The following is a 19,242-nucleotide window of genomic DNA, read 5'->3' as shown; positions in this document are numbered from 1 at the left end:
AACAGCAAAGCAAAATATCGAAAACAATGATTGATAAATGGAATAATTGCGTGTAAAAACACAACCGCAAAATATTGGGTTAACATTTACAACAAATACAACACTTAACCCTAGACAGAATTAACAAACACAACAGAGGTATCGAAGGTGTTAAAAGAAAAAGGACTATTAGGCAATATCGGCGTCCAAGTCGTCATTGCCATGTGTGTAGGTACGCTTGTCGGCGCTATGATGGGGCAATCCGCCAGCATGTTTGCGCCACTGGGTAGCATTTTTATCCACTTGATCAAAATGCTTGTTATCCCACTGGTTGCCGTTGCGATTATTTCCGGTGCCGCCGGACTTGGCAGCAGCCACTCAGCCGGTAAAGTTGGCTTTGCAACATTGGGCTTCTTCGGCTTTACATCTGCCGTTGCCGTAGCGCTTGCCCTGTTCATGGGTGAAGTGTTTGAGCCGGGAATGGGCGTTGACCTGACAGGTGTCGAAGGCTTGTTCTCTAATGTCTATGCCGACAAAGGCGACCTGCCATCTTTCTGGGCGACCGTGCTTGGAATGATCCCGACGAATGTATTCCAGTCTCTTAACGAAGCGAATATTCTACAAATCCTCGTTTTCTGCCTTTTCTTTGGTATCGCTTTATCGAAGCTGGAAAAAGATCGCCGTGATCCGTTGATCAATGGTGTTAACTCCATTGTTGATGCCATGGTTTGGATGATCAATGTTGTTATGAAGATTGCACCTCTGGGTGTATTCGGACTGATGGCAGATGCCGTAGGTACCTTTGGCTTTAGTGCCCTGATGGTAGTATTCAAGCTATTTGTGGTCTACGTCGTTGCGATCCTGGTCTACGGCTTCGTTTTCTACCCGCTGATGATCAAGGCATTCAGCAAAACATCACCACTGAAGTTCCTGTCGGCAATGAAAAAGCCACAGGCTGTTGCACTTTCTACGGCGTCTTCAATGGCAACCCTGCCGGTTACCATGGAAACCTGTGAAGAAGAGCTGGGCGTGAAAAACTCAACCGCAGCCTTTGTCCTGCCGCTGGGTGCGACCATCAACATGAGCGGTAACGCAATCTACTACGGCCTGGTTGCTATCTTCTTTGCCCAGATGTTCAACATTGATCTTGGCATGGGTGCATACCTTGCGATTATCGTAACTTCGACGCTGGGTGCTGTTGGCCAGGCCGGTGTACCGGGCCCGTCATTCCTGGTGGTTGCCGTACTGCTTTCTGCCGGTATCCCAATTGAAGGTCTGCCGCTACTGTTCGCTCTTGACCGTATCTTCGATATGATCCGTACCGCGCTGAACATCACCGGCGATGCTGCCTGTGCCGTCATTATCGACGACATGATCAGCAAAGAGCCTAGCCAGGTGTCTGAAGAAAACGTACAGAACGCATAATCTCTAAGCCTGTATAGCAAAGGCCGCTGATAGCTATCAGCGGCCTTTTTCGTTATTCATACGGGAGAATTCACTCGGCAGATATTTATCCCTCTGGCGATTAGGTATACTAGTAGCAAGCTATAGATTCATTTCGTCAGGTTACTTACGACCTGGCAATAATAAGGCTGCTATTGAATGAAACAATTGATCGACTTTATTCCGCTGATTGTCTTCTTTATCTTGTATAAAACCCATAACATTTATGTCGCGACAGGAGCCTTGATTGCGGCAACGGCGGTTCAGGTGGCTCTCACATGGTTCCTGTACAAGAAAGTAGAGAAAATGCAGCTGATCACCTTCGCTATGGTTGCTGTATTTGGCGGGCTGACCCTGTTTCTCCATGATGACAATTTCATCAAATGGAAGGTCACCATTGTCTATGTACTATTTGCTATCGGCCTCGCCGTCAGCCAATACCTGGGCAAGCCACTAATCAAAGGGATGCTGAGTAACGAAATCAATCTGCCGGAGCTGATATGGAAACGGATCAATATGGCCTGGATCCTGTTTTTCGTCACATGTTCCATCGCCAATGTCTATATCGCTTTCCAGCTTCCGCTTGATATATGGGTAAACTTTAAAGTCTTTGGCCTATTAGCCCTAACTTTGATTTTCACCCTTGCCACCGGCGGTTATATTTACCACCATATGCCAAAAGAAACTGATTCTGAATAATTGTAAGATCGAACCATGACCACAGAAAATAATATTCCTCGCGGACAGCTGCTGCTCCGCACTCTAGCTATGCCTGCAGACACCAATGCCAACGGCGATATTTTTGGTGGCTGGATTATGTCTCAGCTGGATTTGGCCGGTGCCATTCTGGCCAAAGAGATTTCAGGCGGACGCGTTGTTACTGTCTCTGTCGAAAGTATTGCCTTTAAAGCTCCTGTCAGCGTCGGCGATGTTGTTTGCTGTTACGGCGAATGCAGTCGCATCGGCAACACATCGATGAGCGTGGCATTGGAAGTCTGGGTAAAACCGGTTGCCATTGATGGTGTCGGCGAGCGCTACCGCGTCTGCGAAGCCACCTTCAACTATGTCGCGATCAATAGCGAAGGACGCCCTCGCCCGATACGAAAAGCGTAAAGCTGTCCTCACAATTGGCCCTAACCTCTGGTTGGGGCTTTTTTTTTGCTTTAAGATAACCCTCCAGTATCAATCCAAGCCCTTCATTATTCAAACAGAAGCGGCATGGTCTAATTTAGCTACAGGGAGAATTCAGCGAATGTGGTATGTAATCTTTTCTCAGGATGTTGAAAACAGCTTAGAGCGCCGCCTGAGTGTTCGCGAAAAACACCTTGCCCGCCTGAAAGAGCTTCAAGAACAAGGGCGCCTGTTGGTTGCGGGTCCAATGCCGGCTATCGACAGCGACAATCCGGGCGAAGCCGGTTTCACTGGCTCAACTGTCATTGCTGAGTTCAACTCTTTGGCCGATGCCAAAGCATGGGCAGACGCCGATCCTTACATTGAGGCCGGTGTGTATGACAACGTTATTGTTAAGCCATTTAAGAAAGTCCTCCCTTAATCGGCCACAACATTACACACCCGCATAGATCGAGATTAATTATCTGATGTTAAAGAAAACACTTATATGCATCGCATTACTTTCACTGGCTGGCTGCGCATCAAGCCCAGATGATGCAGCGAAAGCGCTGGCCAAGAGTCGTGCGTCACTGATCAACAACAAAGCCCCCTATGACAAGGTGGGTGAATACCAGATCATGAAAGCACAAGCACGCGAGAAAACGGTTGAGATCACCATTTTATATGGTGGTGGCGGCAAGATCCCACCTTCGCAGGCAGTCAAAAATGCAGCCGTGAATTACTGCAACAGTGAAGAGCTCATCCCTCTGTTTAACGAAGGCGTGAACTATAAGATAATGATCATGGATATGCGTGGCCGCACCATGGCAGAACAGCCCGTCTATGACCAATACTGCCAAGGTCTGATGAAATAACCGGTGGCGTAATAGTTCGCGAAGGTATTCCCTTCCTCGGGTCTATAAATCATCGATACCGCCAGTGTTAAACCTCTGGCGGTATTTTTTTGAAATTACTTTCTGTCGAATACCAGTACTTTTAGCCCGCCTTCAGGATCAATGTCCTTAAACTCCGGAGGATTGGCCAAGCGCTCGGTATAAGTCAGCTCCGGCGCTTCTGTCGCCATACCATCAATCAAGAACTGAGACGACACAGACGGATCATTCACACAGGCGACGACCTGGCCTTTTTCTGTCAGTAGTTCGGGCAGACGCCGGAGGATTTTCTGATAATCCTTGGTCAGGGCAAAGCTGCCCTTCTGGAATGAAGGCGGATCAATGATGATCAAGTCGTAAGGCCCCAGTTTGCGGACTTTGCCCCATGACTTGAACAGCTCGTGCCCTAGGAAGCTCACTTTCTTCAGATCATGCTTATTGAGATGATGGTTATCACGGCCGCGGCTCAATGCTGCCTTGGCCATATCGAGGTTAACCACATGTTCGGCGCCACCCTCGATGGCTGCCACCGAAAACCCGCAGGTATAGGCGAACAAATTCAGCACCCGTTTACCTGCGGCATGCTCCATCACCCAGCGGCGACCATAGCGCATGTCAAGAAACAGGCCGTTATTTTGCTTACGCCCCAGATCCAGCTTAAATGTCAGCCCATTTTCCACCACGTCCTGGTACTCACCGCTTTCGCCCCATAGAAGCTCCATCGGTGATCCCTGTCGGTCGCGATGCTGCAGCAGCAGCGATGTCGCCCCGCTTTGCAGCCAGGTTTCGGAGGAGACCAAAGTCGTCAGAGTGTTATGCAATGCAGCTAGGAACGGTTCAGATGGCTCCTTAAATAAGGAAACTAAGACCTGACCACTCAGCCAGTCAACAGTCAGCTGTTCTAAGCCCTGCCAACAGCGTCCCCGACCGTGAAATAAGCGGCGAACTTCGGTCGGCGGTGACATCAGTTCATTTAACAGGTGTTGTTCTAGGGTCGGCAGCGCGGTGGTTTCCATATCTCTACAATCTTGATCAAAATGAGGGCGCTATTCTAATACCAATGCCTCATGCCATTCCACACAATTATCGATAGCACAGCCTGCCTATACAAAGGTGCGACAACATAAGAATGATTAAGAGAGATCAAGCAACGAGTTTAGTATTTTCATCAGGAAGGCGATGACTGGCGAGGGTGACGTATTCAGCGGTGATACGGACTTGTCTTTGACGTTTAACGCGGGATTTGAACTTTAGACGATTACGACGAAATGTTGCCAGCCCCCAAAAACGAGATTTGTTCTTTTTCTTCTTCAGTCGCATACGAAGCGACATGGTGCGGGTCAGGCGCATTGTAATCCTCTGTCTAGGCGTTTCCTAGGCCGACATTATATGTGATCTTTATCAATAAATTAATTGCGTTTGCTCAAGTTACAGCCGGTTGGGCGATTTTAATTTATGTTTTTACTGATTATGTGTAAAAAAAAGCCTTAAAGGCCTTTTTTCAATACTCTTTTTTAACAATTGTGGTCAATACATAACCTGTTGCTATTTATTGACGGATAACTTCGGCCAGCTCAGCTCCCACGGAGACTGCCAGTCATTCAAGGCCTGCTGGGCTTCTGCGGTTTGCCACAGCTCGCCCCGGTCCGGCACACAAATAAACTGACACCACTCGCCCTGATAGGGAAAACGCAACGCATAGGCATGAAGATAGCCGCGATCGGCCTCCTCGCAGCCATAAATCATATCCCCGGCAATCCCCGATCCGACACTGCGTAATGCAACGCGAATTTGGTGGGTTTTCCCGGTATGGGGCTTGCACAGAAACAGCCGACGCCCGTTACCACCCGCCGTCGAGAAGAATTGCGTCACGGCGGGGTTGTCTTTGCTGCTTTCAAGCTTCCAGCTGCTACGGCGGGAGCGGGTCATATCGCCAATCACTACGCCCTGCTTTTTCTTTGGCTTTTTCGTACCGATAGCCAGATAAAACTTCTCGACGTCACGACGCGCAAAATTGCCCGACAGCACCGAGGCCGCCTGTTGATTTCTTCCTAGTAACAGCAACCCGGAGGTCATCTTATCAAGGCGATGGATAAGGTATAGCTTCTCATCCCCGGTTTGCTCGGCCACGGCAGCCAGCAAGGGCTGTTCATTATCATCTTTATGCACGCTCACATCCGGATGTTTGTTGATAACCAAAAAATCAGGATGCTGATAAACCAGAGTGAACATAACCAAATACCATTGAACAAGACAAATCGAGACGCGGAGTATATACCCAAATGCCTGACACACAAAAGCCGCTCAATCGAGCGGCTTTGTACGGTCACTATATCGAGGAAGGTACTTCAGCCCTAAATCAGGCGAAGAATACCCACAGCATCATCAGCGGACAAACAACGCGAACATACCAAGGCCAGATTTTCCAGAACAGTCCCTGCTCTAGCTCAGGATAGCCTTCCTTGATCTCCTGCAGTACCTTGTCACGCTTCCAGACCCAGCCGACTAGCAGGGCAAACAACATGCCCAGGATAGGCTGGGCATATTCTGTCGTAATGGAGATAACCAGGCCAAACATATCACCAAAGTTGAATACGATAATGCCAGAGAACAAGGTGATCAGGCCGCCAATCCACCACACGGCAATTTTACGATCCTGATTAAGCTCTTCAGTTGCACAGGCAACCGGTACTTCAAGCATCGAGATAGACGAAGTCAGGGCCGCAATCACCATCAAGACGAAGAACAGCACACCGATGAACAGACCCGCCGCTCCCATGGTATCGAACATTGCAGGCAATACGCTAAACACCAGGGTATCTGACGACAGCAGCGCACCGGTATCGCTGTAGATCTCGACACCGTTATGCTGGGCAACAAACATTGCAGGCAGAATGAGCAGGCCGGCAATAAAGGCAACCGAGGTATCAAGCAAGGCAACCTGCGCCGCAGTTTTCGGCAGGTTCACATCTTTTTTAATATATGAGCCGTACACCATCATTGAGCAGACGCCCAGCGATAGCGAGAAGAATGCCTGTCCCATGGCACTCACCACCAGGCTCGGACTGAAATGAGAGAAATCCGGCACCAAATACATTTTCAGACCATCGATAGCACCGTCCTGAGTCAGGATGTAGATCACCATCACCACGAACAACAGCAACAGCACAGGCATCAATCGGGTCGACCAGCGCTCAATACCGTTTGCTACCCCGTTGCGTACCACCAGAATAGTCAGCACCATGAAGAAGACCATCAGGGCCAGGTTACGTGAAGCACTGAAAGATTCCAGCCAGTTAGCCGCAGATGTCAAGCCAATTGCCTCGAAGATCGGGCCGACAAGGAAACCAAACAACCAGCCGGCAACAATGGCGTAGAAACTCAGGATCATCGAAACCGCTATCATCCCTGCCACACCAAGCAACGTGGCAATGCCGCGCTGCTGAGGCCATACCGAACGCAATGACTTAATCGGGTTGGCACTGCCGTAGCGGCCAATTGTCAGTTCTGCCACTAGCAATGGGTACGCCAGTGCGAACACCATCAGTAGGTAAACCATCAGAAAGACGGCACCGCCGTTGCTTGCAGCCTGAGTCGGGAAGCCCCAAATATTCCCCAAACCGACAGCAGAACCAGCTGCTGCCAAAATAAAACCTATCCTTGAGCTAAATTGCGCTCTTGATCCACTTGCCATACGAGCTCTCTACACTAGTTGATAATTATTGTGCTGCTATTTGTTATGTCTTATTTCGGGTGTAAAGTTTTGTGTACATTTAAAAGAGTATCAATCACACCGTCAACATTGGCAAGTAAAACAGTTTAGGAATAGAATGTGAAGCCCGCGATTCTATTTTTTGATCTATCACTAGCATTTCTCTATCAAACGCGTTTTTCTGCACACTTATTGTTCAATTTATACTGTTTTGTTTCACTCTTGTTAAAAGTATTGGCAGATATTTCTGCCGGAAAGATAACGTTGGTATTCCTTCTATTTCAATGCAAAATAGAGAGCATATAACTCTTTATTAATCAGATAAGCCATTCACATGGAACAGTTTTATCAAATACTCGCTTGGGTCGGCGTTTTCTTTTACTGGCTGATCATCGCTGGTGTGACAATGCGGGTTGTGTTTAAGCGCCGCGTCGTAGGCGTGTCATTGGCGTGGTTGATGATCATTTATATCATTCCTATCGGCGGCGTCTTTGCTTATCTGCTTGTGGGCGAGCTCAACCTGGGTAAAAAAAGGGCTGAACGTGCATTGGAAATGTTCCAGCCCTTTGCCGACTGGTTTCAGCGCCTGAATGACTGCCCCGGCCACCAGCTACAGCAAATGAGCCTTCATGCCCGCCCAATCAGCGATTTATGTGAAAACCGGCTCGGTATCCCGGCACTGTGTGGCAATAGCCTCTCCCTACAGGACGCCCCGCATAAAATCTTGCACTCGCTGATAGAAGATATTCAACAGGCGAAGGAAGCGATTCATCTCGAATTTTACATTTGGCACCCGGGCGGTCTGGCTGACGAAGTGGCCAGTGCACTGATCGTAGCTGCAAAACGCGGTGTCAAAGTGAAAGTGTTGCTCGATGCTGCTGGCAGTATGCGTTTTTTCCGCTCGTACTGGCCGAAATTAATGCGTGATGCAGGTATCGAGATCACCGCTGCACTGGCGGTGTCTCCTCTACGGATGTTCCTCCGTCGACTTGATCTCCGCCAGCACCGGAAAATTGTCGTTATCGATAACAATATCGCCTATACCGGTTCGATGAACCTGGTCGATCCCGAGTACTTTAAGACCGATGCGGGTGTTGGCCAGTGGATTGATGTCATGGTACGAGTTACAGGGCCGACCGTCTCTGTGCTGAACTGTATCCAGGCCTGGGACTGGGAAGTCGAAACAGGCGAACGCTATCTACCGCCACTGCCGGCCTGTCAGCTCCCCTCGCCAGCAGACAGCTCTGATATGATCCAGGTGATCCCTTCGGGTCCCGGAATGCCGGATGAAATTATCCATCAGGTACTGCTGCTGAGCATCTATCAGGCGAAAGAGAGTATTGTTATCACCACGCCGTATTTCGTCCCGAGCGAGAACCTGCTCCATGCCCTGGAAAGTGCCGCCGAACGTGGTATAAGCGTTCACATTGTCATTCCCGACAAAAATGACTCGATCATGGTTGAGTGGGCCAGCCGCTCCTTCTTTACTGAACTTCTCGCAGCCGGCGTCAACATCCACCGCTTCCATGGCGGGCTGCTGCATACCAAGTCCGTTGTGATCGATAACAATCATTGCCTCATCGGTACCGTAAACCTCGACATGCGCAGTCTATGGCTTAACTTTGAAGTCACCCTGGCTGTCGATAACCCTGAGTTCACCCAGCAACTGAGCTGGTTACAGCAGGAATACATCAAGGACTCCGCCCATATCGAGCTTAGTGAATGGGAAAAGCGTCCGGTGATCAACAAGCTGATTGAACAGTTTTTCTATATGTTCAGCCCTTTGCTATAAAGGGCTGTATTACTTTTACATACATCACAGCCAAGCATTCTCTACCTCAGATTCTCACCTTTAGCACAGCATGGTCTGTTTATTGCTCTTACTAACTGTCTATCCAGGAGTGAGAGCCACCATGAAAAAAGTCCATTCCCTGCTAATTGCCTTAGCTTTTATTAGCTTCCCTGCACTATCCGATATTCAGCTGACCTTTGGGGTATACACCTCAGACAAGGCAACGGCTATGGTTAAGCAGTTTCGTCCTGTGCTTAATGCTCTCGAAGCCAAAATGACAGTAAAACTCAATCAACCTGTGCAAATTAGGATGCAAATTTCAAAAGACTACCAGCAGGGGCTCAGCAATCTTGTCGAGGGCCGGGTCGACTTCTCACGGTTTGGTCCGAGTTCCTATATTTTGGCAAAGAAAAACAACCCGGAAATTAATATCTTAGCGGTAGAGAGCAACAACGGCGGAAAAACCTTTAACGGCGTTATCTGCGTGCACGATGACAGCAAGATTCAATCTGCCGCGGATCTAGCCGGAAAATCATTTGCATTTGGCGACGAGAACTCAACAATCGGCCGATACCTGTCGCAAAGTTATCTGGCCGACCACAACATTACTGCCAGTACTCTGGATTCCTACAGCTATCTGGGACGTCACGACAAGGTCGGGGCAGCAGTTGGTTCAGAGCAATACGATGCCGGGGCGCTTAAAGAAAGCACCTTCAACAAACTGGTCAAAAAAGGGGCGCCACTTCGTGCTATTGCCCGTTTTGAAAATGTCACCAAGCCATGGATTGCCAGTTCGACACTCGAGCCGAAAATCGCTGTCAGCCTGAAAGAAAGCCTGCTTGAGCTGACCGACCCCAAAGCGTTAACAGCGCTGAAGAAAAATGGATTCCTTCCCGGTAGCGACAGCGATTATGAAAAGATCCGCCTTGCCATGACCGACAACCGTTTCTTTGCTGAGTAGGAGGGCTTATGGCTGCCTATACCAAATCACTAACTCTGTGGTTCAAGTATGCCTTTCTGATATCGCTGATCACGCTGTTGCTAAGCTTCTGTGCCGGAGAAGTTGTTCGAGGTTACGAAAGAAATTACCTCGAAGACAAGGTAGACAGGCAGTTGCAAAGCTACTTCCAGGCATTATCGTCGACAACCATAGAGGATGTTCTGACCGAAGATGTCCCCCACCTGGAAACCATACTGGAGCAGGCAACCGCTCATAATCCTGACCTTATCTACGTCCTTATCAGTAATGAGGCTGGAGTGCTCTTAGCCAGTTCAGGGCAAGCTCCCGGCAGCAACAACCCGCTAACGGCTCAGTATCATCGCACTATCATGTTCGAAGGTGAGGTTTTTGGCTCGATGACCCTTGCGCTCAGCAAAGAAAGGCTGCTGGCTGACATCAATCACCATGTCGATCAGATACGTTTTATCTCGGCCGCCTCGTTATTGCTGCTTGGTTTTTTCTGCTATTTCCTAACCCATTACCTCCTGCTTTCACCATTAAATAGAATCAACAGAAGGTTACTATCCATTGACGGGCTTGCTCTGCCCGTCAAGCCGGATCCGGAGCACTTATCAGAGTTAGCGCGTCTCGACAAATCCGTCAATGTGCTTCAGAAGGTACTAAAGGCACAGAAAGATAAAGAGCGCCAGCTTCAGTTAGCAAAGAGACATGCCGAAGAAGCCAACAAGAGCAAAACTGAGTTTATTGCAACCATGAGCCATGAAATCCGAACCCCAATGAATGTCATACTTGGATCTCTTGATATTCTCAAGGATGAGTCGCTATCAACAACAGCCAAGCAGTTCACCTCAACGGCACAGAATGCCGCCAAGCTCTTGCTAAATCAACTCAACGATATACTTGATTATTCAAAGCTGGACGCCAATAAAGTGGCTGTCAATAATGCAGCATTTTCGCCGGTAAATACGGTAGAAAATGTTATCGCACTTTTTGCTGAGCAGGCGACTAAAAGGGGCATCGAACTGGCATTCCATTCTGATCCGGCAAGTCAGTCCCGTTTCATTGGGGACGAAGGTAAAATCACCCAGGTATTAACCAACCTGTTGGGAAATGCCATTAAGTTCACTGAAAGCGGAACAATTTCACTCGCCGTCACCAGCAAGAAATCACATGACAACACAACCCTCACCTTCACGGTAGAGGATAGCGGAATAGGCATCGATAAAGAAAAGATCGGCGCTATTTTGGATCCGTTTGTTCAAAGCGATCCGTCTTTTTCGAGACGTTATGGCGGAGCCGGCATGGGGCTTGCCATCAGTAACAAGCTCCTCGCTATGATGGGAGGACAGTTCGACATCAACAGCAGTTTGGGGAAAGGCTCAACCTTCTCTTTCCAGTTAACACTCCAGCCCGTCGACAACACCAAAGACAATAGCAATTGCACACCTATTGTCCCGACTCTCCAACAGCAGGCACTACCAATATTGCTGGTTGAAGACAGCCCCTCCAATCAGTTGATTGCAAAAACTCTTCTGGCCAAGCATGGGTTTCAAGTCAATACAGCCAATAATGGACTTGAAGCCGTTCAGGCGATGAGAAGCAACAAGTTTGCTCTGGTACTGATGGACTTGCAGATGCCCGAAATGAACGGGCTTGATGCCTGCAGTGAAATACGCAAATTAACAAATGCCCAGAAGCAAGTTCCCATTGTTGCTATGACAGCCAACGTCAGTGACACGGACAGGCGGCAATGTTTATCCGTCGGAATGGATGATTTTCTTTCCAAACCGATAGATAAAAACAGAATGCTGCAGGTAATTTGCTACTGGCTAGGCCGCAGCCACCAGGATCCCCCTATTTATCAGCAGGTCTCGTAGACTAATGACGTAATAGATACAAGTGATAAATAGATATGAAAATTCTAGCCCGAATTTTGCATTAGATTTAGGGCTGGATTTGCTACAAGCGGCTAAAAAAAGAACTTTTTGACACAAAAAATCGATTACATCGTTAAAAGTTCGGTTAGAATGTCAAAAAACTGACGTGACTGATCACATTATGACATTCATGTTGTTTATAGAATCCGGACTACAATATACAAAAACATGTACATAAAGTGCTAATTTAATACTCAGGCTTACTCATTGCCTTAGTTTATACGTCAGCACTGTTTTTTCGATAACCACCATGAGGTATCAGGATGTCCGTTAGGTTGTCATCAGCTGTAACTGATTTAATCATTATTTTGCTATGCATTTTTGCATCTGCGTCATCTCTTGCCTATGAGACAACGCTAACGATCTCGGGCCTGAATTCATCAGGGCAACAGGTTGATGTCACCCTTAACCGCTCAGAACTAGAAAAATTGCCGCAAACCACCCTGACAACACACCTTCCCTGGATCAAGGGGCAAGCTGAGTTTGAAGGTGTAAAGCTAACCACCCTGCTTAGGGCCTATCAGCTAAAGCCCACCCAGGTTTTAATGAGCGCCCTGAATGACTACTCAGCATCATCAAGCTGGAAGCACATCAGCAAATACGAACCGATTATTGCAATTAAGAAAAACAACCAATACCTGAAAATCCGCGACTACGGCCCCTACTGGCTAGTTTTTTCTATCGACAAATATCCAGAGCTCGGCCAACGAAAAAACCTGGCTAAAATGGTCTGGCAGCTGGAAACTATCAAAGCGGAATAAGCTATGATCCGACGCAGTTCTAGAATTTCAAAGAAAAAATGGGTCAAGATGATTTTATATATCATCACCCCGTTACTGATTGCCAGTACATTGGTTGCTGTCAACCATTTGAAAAACAACTCCGAAATCGTATCAAAAAGCCAAAATGAAGCGATATGGTTCGTTCTGCAGCTGACAAAAGAGTACTCAGAATTTGTCTACCAGTTACAAAACTACCAATTCGGGAATAGCAGCCATGACGAAATGATGATCCAGTATGAAATACTCTGGAGTCGTTTCAATACCATTGTAAGCAACAGTCAAATCATGCACTTTGACCAATTTAAAGGCGCAATTGATGAAATTAACAGCCATTTTGAGCGTGTGAAAATCCTCGAGCTTCGCCTTATTGCTCTCTCCTCTCCGCAGGATACTCAGCCGATACTGCAAATATTTAGGGAAGACTACGAAAAACTAATAGTTTTCCTCAATTACAAGTTCCGGCTATCAAGCGGCGATCTTGGGGATCGGATCACAGCGATCTCGGAAGTTGAAACTGTCATTCGCTACCTACTTCTGACAACACTGCTGATGGGGGCGCTTATGACGTATCTTCTTCTTCGAGAGTCCAATTCACACCATGCGTTAGCCATGAAAGACTCCCTGACAGGTATTCACAACCGACTCTGGCTCAACCAAAAGCTCTGTGAGCTTGGACAGACCAACACCTCTTTTCATTTTTATCTTATAGATTTGGATGGTTTTAAGCGGATCAATGACACCATGGGCCACCACGCCGGGGATGAATTGCTGATCGAAGTTGCCCGACGACTATCGAGACTACGTTGCAAGCATTATTGTGCTGCTCGCATGGGCGGTGACGAGTTCGCCGTTATTGAGCTTTGCCAGCCGACTGGCGACAACAGCTCCTGTATCAGTGAGCAGTTAGCAGAGATCTTCAGAAAGCCAGCCATGTTTGCCGGTTCATTTCATCCGATTTCGGCCAGTATCGGGGTCAGCCAATTTCCCAAAGAAGCCAAGTCTGTCTCTGAAGTCCTGAAACAGGCCGACTTTGCGATGTACGAGGTCAAACAACAAGGAAAAGATGGCCTATTGCATTACCGTACATTATCTTCGTTGCCTGATAACCAGCGAGTAATGAGCTGAGGTCTTGTTTGTCTACAACCCAAAATAAAAAAGCGGTCAGAAGACCGCTTTTTATTGGGAATAGTTTGGTTTTCTATCAGCTTACATTGCTGCAGCGTAGATACCAGAAATCTCTTCGTGAGTTGCTTGTTTAGGGTTAGTGAAGCCACAAGCATCTTTCAGCGCATTATCAGCCAGAACTGAGATGTCTTCTGCTTTAGCACCTAGCTCTGTAAGACCTGCAGGGATACCTACGTCTTTAGACAGAACCTGAATCGCTTCCAGTGCCGCTTCTGCACCCTGCTCAGCTGTCATGCCTTCAACGTTCACGCCCATTGCTTTTGCAACATCCAGCAGACGCTCAGGGCAAACCTGTGCATTGTAGCGCTGTACATGCGGAAGCAGAACGGCATTACAAACACCGTGTGGAAGGTCGTAGAAACCGCCTAGCTGGTGCGCCATTGCGTGTACGTAACCTAGAGATGCGTTGTTGAATGCCATACCTGCCATGAACTGAGCGTATGCCATTTGCTCGCGAGCTTCCAGGTTCTGGCCATCTTTAACGGCTGTACGTAGGTGCGCCTGGATAAGCTCAATTGCTTTAATTGCTACCGCATCAGTAATTGGCGTTGCCGCAGTAGACACATATGCTTCGATAGCGTGAGTTAGTGCATCCATACCTGTTGCCGCAGTCAGAGACGCAGGCTTAGCCAGCATTAGCTTAGGATCGTTAACAGACATCAGCGGTGTAGTGTTCTTGTCAACAATCGCCATCTTGATGTGACGCGCTTCATCAGTGATGATGCAGAAACGAGTCATTTCAGAAGCCGTACCAGCTGTAGTATTGATCGCAATTAGCGGAAGCTGAGGCTTCGCAGACTGGTCAACACCTTCGTAGTCAGCAATCTTGCCGCCGTTAGAGGCTACAAGTGCAATACCCTTGGCACAGTCGTGTGGAGAACCACCACCTAGAGAGATAACGAAGTCACACTCGTTCGCTTTTAGCAGCTCAAGACCCGCTTCAACATTACCAATTGTTGGGTTTGGTTGTGTACCGTCGAAAACAACAGATTCAACTTCACGTTCTGCTAGCAGATCAGCAACCTGCTTAACCATACCGATTTGGCTTAGGATTTTATCGGTAACGATTAGTGCTTTTTTAAAGCCTTGTGCTTTAATTGCATCAGCCGCTTCAACTAGGCAGTCTGCACCCATTAGGTTAACTGTAGGGATAAAAAATGCACTGCTCATATCTAATTCTCCATAATTATCAAATACTAATTACTTTAACCAACTAAACCGCCAATCTCTTTGCGGATTAAAAAGCTACCTGTAATGAGTATCCCGCATACCCCATTCGGGCTAGGCATACATATCTAACACTTTCAAAATGTGCAACAATTTGATCTCGGACAATTTATGAAAAAAAGTGACTGGTCAGCGTTGTTTTTTTTGAATTCGATCACTTTTTCACTAAAAATGCACTCAGAATTGTTCACTCATGGAAACATTCTCTTTCGTATCGTCATAGATTCAGTCCATTAAATGAGAGGATCCGCACACAAAAAAGCGCCGAAACATGTCAGCGCTTTCTCATAGCTTTAATTAAAAGATCATCAATCGTTACTGGCGGATCCAGGCGTCTTCCCAGGCCGAGCCAAAACCTGGCTCATAGTGGATAGCCGAGTCGATGTTACACCAGCCGCCTTCCGGGAATGGACGACATTGATAGGTACTACCATCGCGCCCCAATACCAGTGTTTCACCCGGGACATACTGGCCGATGCCTTCAGGATAGGCATAGTCATAATCTCCCCCTCCTGACGGGACCTTCACTGTGACAGACTTGGTTTCGATCAACTTGTGTTCAGCATCTTGCTCGGCGGCATATACCTCAATGGTGAAATCCCCCAACTGGGAGGTGAACACTGCCAGATCGATCTTACCGTTATCAACGATGTCACTCGCCAGTGACAGCTGATGACCCGTACTGTCCAGCAGCTTCATGTTAATAAGATATCGGCCTTCAGATTCAACAGCGGCACTGATATATGCAAGCCCTTCTTCATTCTGGGTATATTCATCCTGCAGGCCTATCACCGTTAGAGGTGCCGGTTCAATAGTATCGCCATCGCGAACATCTACCGCATAGCTATAATTCGGATTGGTCACAAAGACTTGGTTGGCATACATGTCTTCCGGACTATACACAATATCGCCAGAATCCTGCTCGATACCGATCTGCGTGATGGCGCTGTGCTCTTGATTCACTCGCTGCGCAAGTTCATAGGACCAGGCATTCACATCGCTATTTGACGCAGTGATCGGCAGCTTCTCAGACACTAGCTCCTGGTTGCCCTGCGCAGAGAAAATTCGGAACAACACCACGTCGCCTTCATCGGCAACAACTCCCGGTTTGACAAACGAACCGATTGCCGACCACTCTGGCGGCGGCGTATCCCCCTCAAATTTAATATCACTGCAGTTATAGAAGCCTTCACCGGCGGGATCATTACGCTGCCAGCGGGTTACCAAGGTAGCATCCCCGCTTCGCCCGGCTGGCAAGGTAACATTCATGAAGTAGTAATTGGCACCATCGACATTAACCTTCTCAATGTTGCCAAATTCCTGGATCAGTTCAAGATCATCCCAGCCAAGGCGACTATGGGCTGCGTTATAGCCAGGCTTTGTCAGGTAGATCTGCCAATGACTCGGGTTATGCGGCGCTGTAGCGCGGTATTTCAAGGTGAAAGTTTCGCCCGACTGCATCTCGGTCCGCTGCCAATACTGCGACGCAACGCTCATACCGCTTTTTCGCTCGTCACCGCCGGAACAAATCAGGCCATCCTTCACCGCGGCCTTTACCGCATCCATATTGGTGTAGTCCTTTACCAAAGTCGCAAACTCGTTGACCTGCACAACAGGATACGTCCCGGACTCCTGGAAAGAGGCCCGGCATGCCTCGTTAGGGATCTGCGAACCATCCGGCGCGCCCCAGTGGCCGCCATCTTCCTGGCAGATCACTTGACGGGCTTTGGGAAAGTCTGCCCATCCATGGGCACTTGCCTGGATAGGCACCAATGCAGCCAGTACAGAGCTGGCTGCAAAAGAGAGAGTCATTATTCTTTTCATTTTATTAGCTTCCTAATGAATGGTTGGGAAGCCAGCTAGCGGGAAACAAAATAGCCACTGCTTATACCAAGCTAAATAAATATCTGATCACTCTTTATGGCTAAAATCACCAACTACTTTGTTGGAAGTCTTGTAATTAGAACCACTAGTTACTGCGACTTCCGCCTTGTATTTGGCAATTTTCCCTCATAAAAAATAGATCATCTACTTATCCAGCTTGGTATTGTCTACTTCATTCCTATCAGGTAACTCCGCTGCCATAGAAATAAAACCATATAAACATAGTTGTTTTTCTTTAGGTCGGTAGTTTTGCGCCTGATCTTTTCAAATCAGTTGCCTTTAGCTGACAGGGGTATTTATAGGCATAATTTTGCAGTTATCAAAAAACGAGATGATATTATGGAATCATAGTCCCAATACAATTATATCAATCAGAATAAACCATGATATTAATAATTAGCAAAAGATATTTAAAAGTTAATTAATCACCCCTATGAATATAATTGGAATATATTACTATCGCAAAACACATTCCTACTTTAAATAAACCAATCACTACCCAAGGGCAATAATGTATGTTTCTATACAAACAACCATTACTAGTACCAACACCATGATCTTCCAAAACCGCAATGGGTTACGCTGGATCAAAGGTGACTCTCTCAACTCTTTAAGTATTTTCTGGTTAGGTGTGGATAAATCCTGAATAAATTCAGAAATGACTTGATAGCGTATATCAGGAAAAGGGTGGCAGACTTTTTTTAATACCAAGTTTAGCCATGCCGGTAAATCAGATCTGTATTTAGTCGCTGGAATATATTGATAGTAATGAGGCTTTATTCCATCAAATACCTGAGAATGTCGAGAGCGGTATGGCAATTTTCCGGTCAGCATTTCATATACAATCACCCCAACGGAAAATAAATCTGAATAGGCTGTCGCTTTTTCGCCCGCCAAATATTCGGGGGCAATATAGTCTGTTGCGCCAACCGGGACGTCCTCAGTGATGACAGTGGAAATTTCATCGAACCCTTCCGCCTGTGCCGTACCAAAATCAATTAACACTACCCTGCCATTCTCGGTCAGGATAATATTCTCAGGCTTTAAATCGCGGTGGACGATACCCATTCGCTGAAAAAAACGAATTGGCTTTACTATTTCAGCTGCCACCTGACGTACTTTCTCTAGGCTCGGTGCCGGATTATCAATCATCCACTGCCTGAGTGTTTTGCCTTCCACATAATCACAGACATGGTACAAAAACGGCGATGCATCGGCATAGGGATGGATTTTCATCACCGACGGATGATCTATTTGCCTTCCAACCCAGCCTTCCCGGACAAACCCCTGCAAATAGACAAAATCATCCGCAAAGTTCGGTGAAGGTGCCTTCAGTACATAGCATTTTTTGTCAAAATGGCTTTTGGCCAAATAGACATGGCTCCGGGTACCGCTGTACAACACCCTTAGAATTTCATACTGATCGATCCGATTCCCTTCGGCCAATACCGGTGGAATGACCCTTTGTGTCAATTGTCTGCTCGCCTCTTGCAGATCCTCTTGCGGCAACGCGTCAATTTTCACCAGCAGGCAGGTAAGGTTGTCATCACTGCCATTTTTCATGGCGTACTGCACGATCAGATGCGCCAACTCTTCGGCTGTCAGCTCCGTTCGCGATAGCAGTGCTTCTAGCTCTTGTTTGCTCAGCCAATCATGCAGGCCGTCGGTGGTCAGTACCAATACATCGTCTACCTCGACAGGCTCCTGCTGATAATCCACATCGAGCCGACTATCCATCCCCAGCGCCCGGGTCAGGAAATGACTACGCCCGCCTTGCTTACGACTGTGATCCTGTGTGAGCTGAACAAGTTTCCCAGCCCGATAACGGTAAATTCGACTATCACCAACATGAAGCAAATGCGCGGTATTGGATTTGACAATTACACTGCTGAAAGTACTCACCAGCCCGTTATGTCGCAGATCACTTTGCAGCCCATGATGATATAACCAGCTGTTCAGCCCGGTCAGCACCTTAGCCGCTGACTTTCTGACTCCCCAGCTATTCGGTGTACTGTAGTAGTCATCGATAAACTGAGTCACACTGGTATGGCTAGCCTGTTGTCCGTTATCACTGCAACTGACGCCGTCTGCAATGCATGCCACCACTCCCTTATACTTGGCGACATTTTTGCGCACCGCATGTTTCGCAGCAAAAGCATCTTGGTTGGCTTCCCGGCAGCCGGCACTGGAAAAGCCCCCTACCGAAACCTGTAACTCCTCAGCCACAGCCTGCGAGATATCCATTGTCTCTGCCATCGTTATATCCTTGTACGACTGAGTGGCAGCCTCTCAAAGAAGGCCACCACTACATTACCCATCATCTAGTTAGACGTTTGG

17 protein-coding genes and 1 riboswitch are annotated in these 19,242 nt (G+C 47.6%); of the genes, 10 read left to right on the top strand and 7 right to left on the bottom strand.

Going from position 1 to position 19,242, the window contains the following annotated elements:
• The first annotated feature begins 147 nt into the window (after positions 1–147).
• The 5 genes from BIT28_RS28890 (at position 148) to BIT28_RS28870 (ending at position 3,407) form a co-directional block, all read left to right on the top strand.
• Positions 148–1,404 carry a dicarboxylate/amino acid:cation symporter gene (locus tag BIT28_RS28890; protein ID WP_075768427.1) on the top strand — a complete coding sequence of 419 codons (1,257 nt, stop codon included), beginning with the start codon at positions 148–150 and terminating at the stop codon, positions 1,402–1,404.
• A 177-nt stretch (positions 1,405–1,581) separates the two neighbouring features.
• Positions 1,582–2,121: a septation protein A gene (locus tag BIT28_RS28885; protein WP_075768426.1), complete on the top strand. Its 540-nt coding sequence runs from the start codon at positions 1,582–1,584 to the stop codon at positions 2,119–2,121.
• Between the two features lie 15 nt (positions 2,122–2,136).
• The gene (gene yciA, locus BIT28_RS28880; protein ID WP_075768425.1) at positions 2,137–2,535 is read left to right on the top strand and encodes an acyl-CoA thioester hydrolase YciA; all 399 of its coding nucleotides are present in this window, start codon (positions 2,137–2,139) and stop codon (positions 2,533–2,535) included.
• A 139-nt stretch (positions 2,536–2,674) separates the two neighbouring features.
• On the top strand, positions 2,675–2,974 hold the full coding sequence (locus tag BIT28_RS28875; RefSeq protein ID WP_075768424.1) for a YciI family protein: 300 nt from the start codon (positions 2,675–2,677) through the stop codon (positions 2,972–2,974).
• Between the two features lie 46 nt (positions 2,975–3,020).
• Positions 3,021–3,407 carry a GspS/AspS pilotin family protein gene (locus BIT28_RS28870; protein ID WP_075768423.1) on the top strand — a complete coding sequence of 129 codons (387 nt, stop codon included), beginning with the start codon at positions 3,021–3,023 and terminating at the stop codon, positions 3,405–3,407.
• A gap of 95 nt (positions 3,408–3,502) precedes the next feature.
• Here the strand turns inward: BIT28_RS28870 and BIT28_RS28865 are convergent, their stop codons facing one another.
• The 4 genes from BIT28_RS28865 to BIT28_RS28850 form a co-directional block, all read right to left on the bottom strand.
• A complete protein-coding gene (locus BIT28_RS28865) occupies positions 3,503–4,441 on the bottom strand; it encodes a class I SAM-dependent methyltransferase (RefSeq protein WP_075768422.1) in 939 nt (312 codons plus the stop codon).
• 127 nt (positions 4,442–4,568) lie between these two features.
• A complete protein-coding gene (locus tag BIT28_RS28860) occupies positions 4,569–4,775 on the bottom strand; it encodes a hypothetical protein (protein WP_075768421.1) in 207 nt (68 codons plus the stop codon).
• 195 nt (positions 4,776–4,970) lie between these two features.
• Positions 4,971–5,657 (bottom strand): TIGR01621 family pseudouridine synthase, encoded by a 687-nt coding sequence (locus BIT28_RS28855; protein WP_075768420.1) that lies wholly within the window; start codon positions 5,655–5,657, stop codon positions 4,971–4,973.
• A 127-nt stretch (positions 5,658–5,784) separates the two neighbouring features.
• Positions 5,785–7,119, bottom strand: coding sequence for a sodium-dependent transporter (locus BIT28_RS28850; protein ID WP_075768419.1), 1,335 nt, complete (start codon positions 7,117–7,119; stop codon positions 5,785–5,787).
• A gap of 352 nt (positions 7,120–7,471) precedes the next feature.
• On the opposite strand from BIT28_RS28850, the gene cls reads away from it, so the two are divergent.
• From cls to BIT28_RS28825, 5 genes are all read left to right on the top strand, one after another.
• Positions 7,472–8,929, top strand: coding sequence for a cardiolipin synthase (gene cls / locus BIT28_RS28845; RefSeq protein ID WP_075768418.1), 1,458 nt, complete (start codon positions 7,472–7,474; stop codon positions 8,927–8,929).
• Between the two features lie 121 nt (positions 8,930–9,050).
• Positions 9,051–9,890 (top strand): PhnD/SsuA/transferrin family substrate-binding protein, encoded by an 840-nt coding sequence (locus BIT28_RS28840; RefSeq protein ID WP_075768417.1) that lies wholly within the window; start codon positions 9,051–9,053, stop codon positions 9,888–9,890.
• Between the two features lie 8 nt (positions 9,891–9,898).
• Positions 9,899–11,767 (top strand): response regulator, encoded by a 1,869-nt coding sequence (locus tag BIT28_RS28835; RefSeq protein ID WP_075768416.1) that lies wholly within the window; start codon positions 9,899–9,901, stop codon positions 11,765–11,767.
• 323 nt (positions 11,768–12,090) lie between these two features.
• Positions 12,091–12,588: a putative pterin-binding protein gene (locus BIT28_RS28830; protein WP_075768415.1), complete on the top strand. Its 498-nt coding sequence runs from the start codon at positions 12,091–12,093 to the stop codon at positions 12,586–12,588.
• Positions 12,589–12,636: 48 nt separating this feature from the next.
• Entirely contained in the window at positions 12,637–13,734 is a 1,098-nt protein-coding gene (locus BIT28_RS28825; RefSeq protein ID WP_245823939.1) for a GGDEF domain-containing protein, read from the top strand.
• Positions 13,735–13,815: 81 nt separating this feature from the next.
• Here BIT28_RS28825 and yiaY read toward each other — a convergent pair whose 3' ends face one another.
• From yiaY to BIT28_RS28810, 3 genes are all read right to left on the bottom strand, one after another.
• The gene (gene yiaY, locus BIT28_RS28820) at positions 13,816–14,964 is read right to left on the bottom strand and encodes an L-threonine dehydrogenase (RefSeq protein ID WP_075768413.1); all 1,149 of its coding nucleotides are present in this window, start codon (positions 14,962–14,964) and stop codon (positions 13,816–13,818) included.
• A gap of 372 nt (positions 14,965–15,336) precedes the next feature.
• Positions 15,337–16,845 (bottom strand): lytic polysaccharide monooxygenase, encoded by a 1,509-nt coding sequence (locus BIT28_RS28815; protein WP_083652205.1) that lies wholly within the window; start codon positions 16,843–16,845, stop codon positions 15,337–15,339.
• Positions 16,846–17,086: 241 nt separating this feature from the next.
• A riboswitch (cyclic di-GMP riboswitch) is annotated at positions 17,087–17,193 on the bottom strand.
• A gap of 207 nt (positions 17,194–17,400) precedes the next feature.
• Entirely contained in the window at positions 17,401–19,161 is a 1,761-nt protein-coding gene (locus tag BIT28_RS28810; RefSeq protein WP_245823938.1) for a bifunctional protein-serine/threonine kinase/phosphatase, read from the bottom strand.
• Positions 19,162–19,242: the final 81 nt, after the last annotated feature.

Source organism: Photobacterium proteolyticum (assembly GCF_001939735.1).
GTDB lineage: Bacteria > Pseudomonadota > Gammaproteobacteria > Enterobacterales > Vibrionaceae > Photobacterium > Photobacterium proteolyticum.
This window is presented reverse-complemented; position numbering and strand designations above follow the sequence as displayed.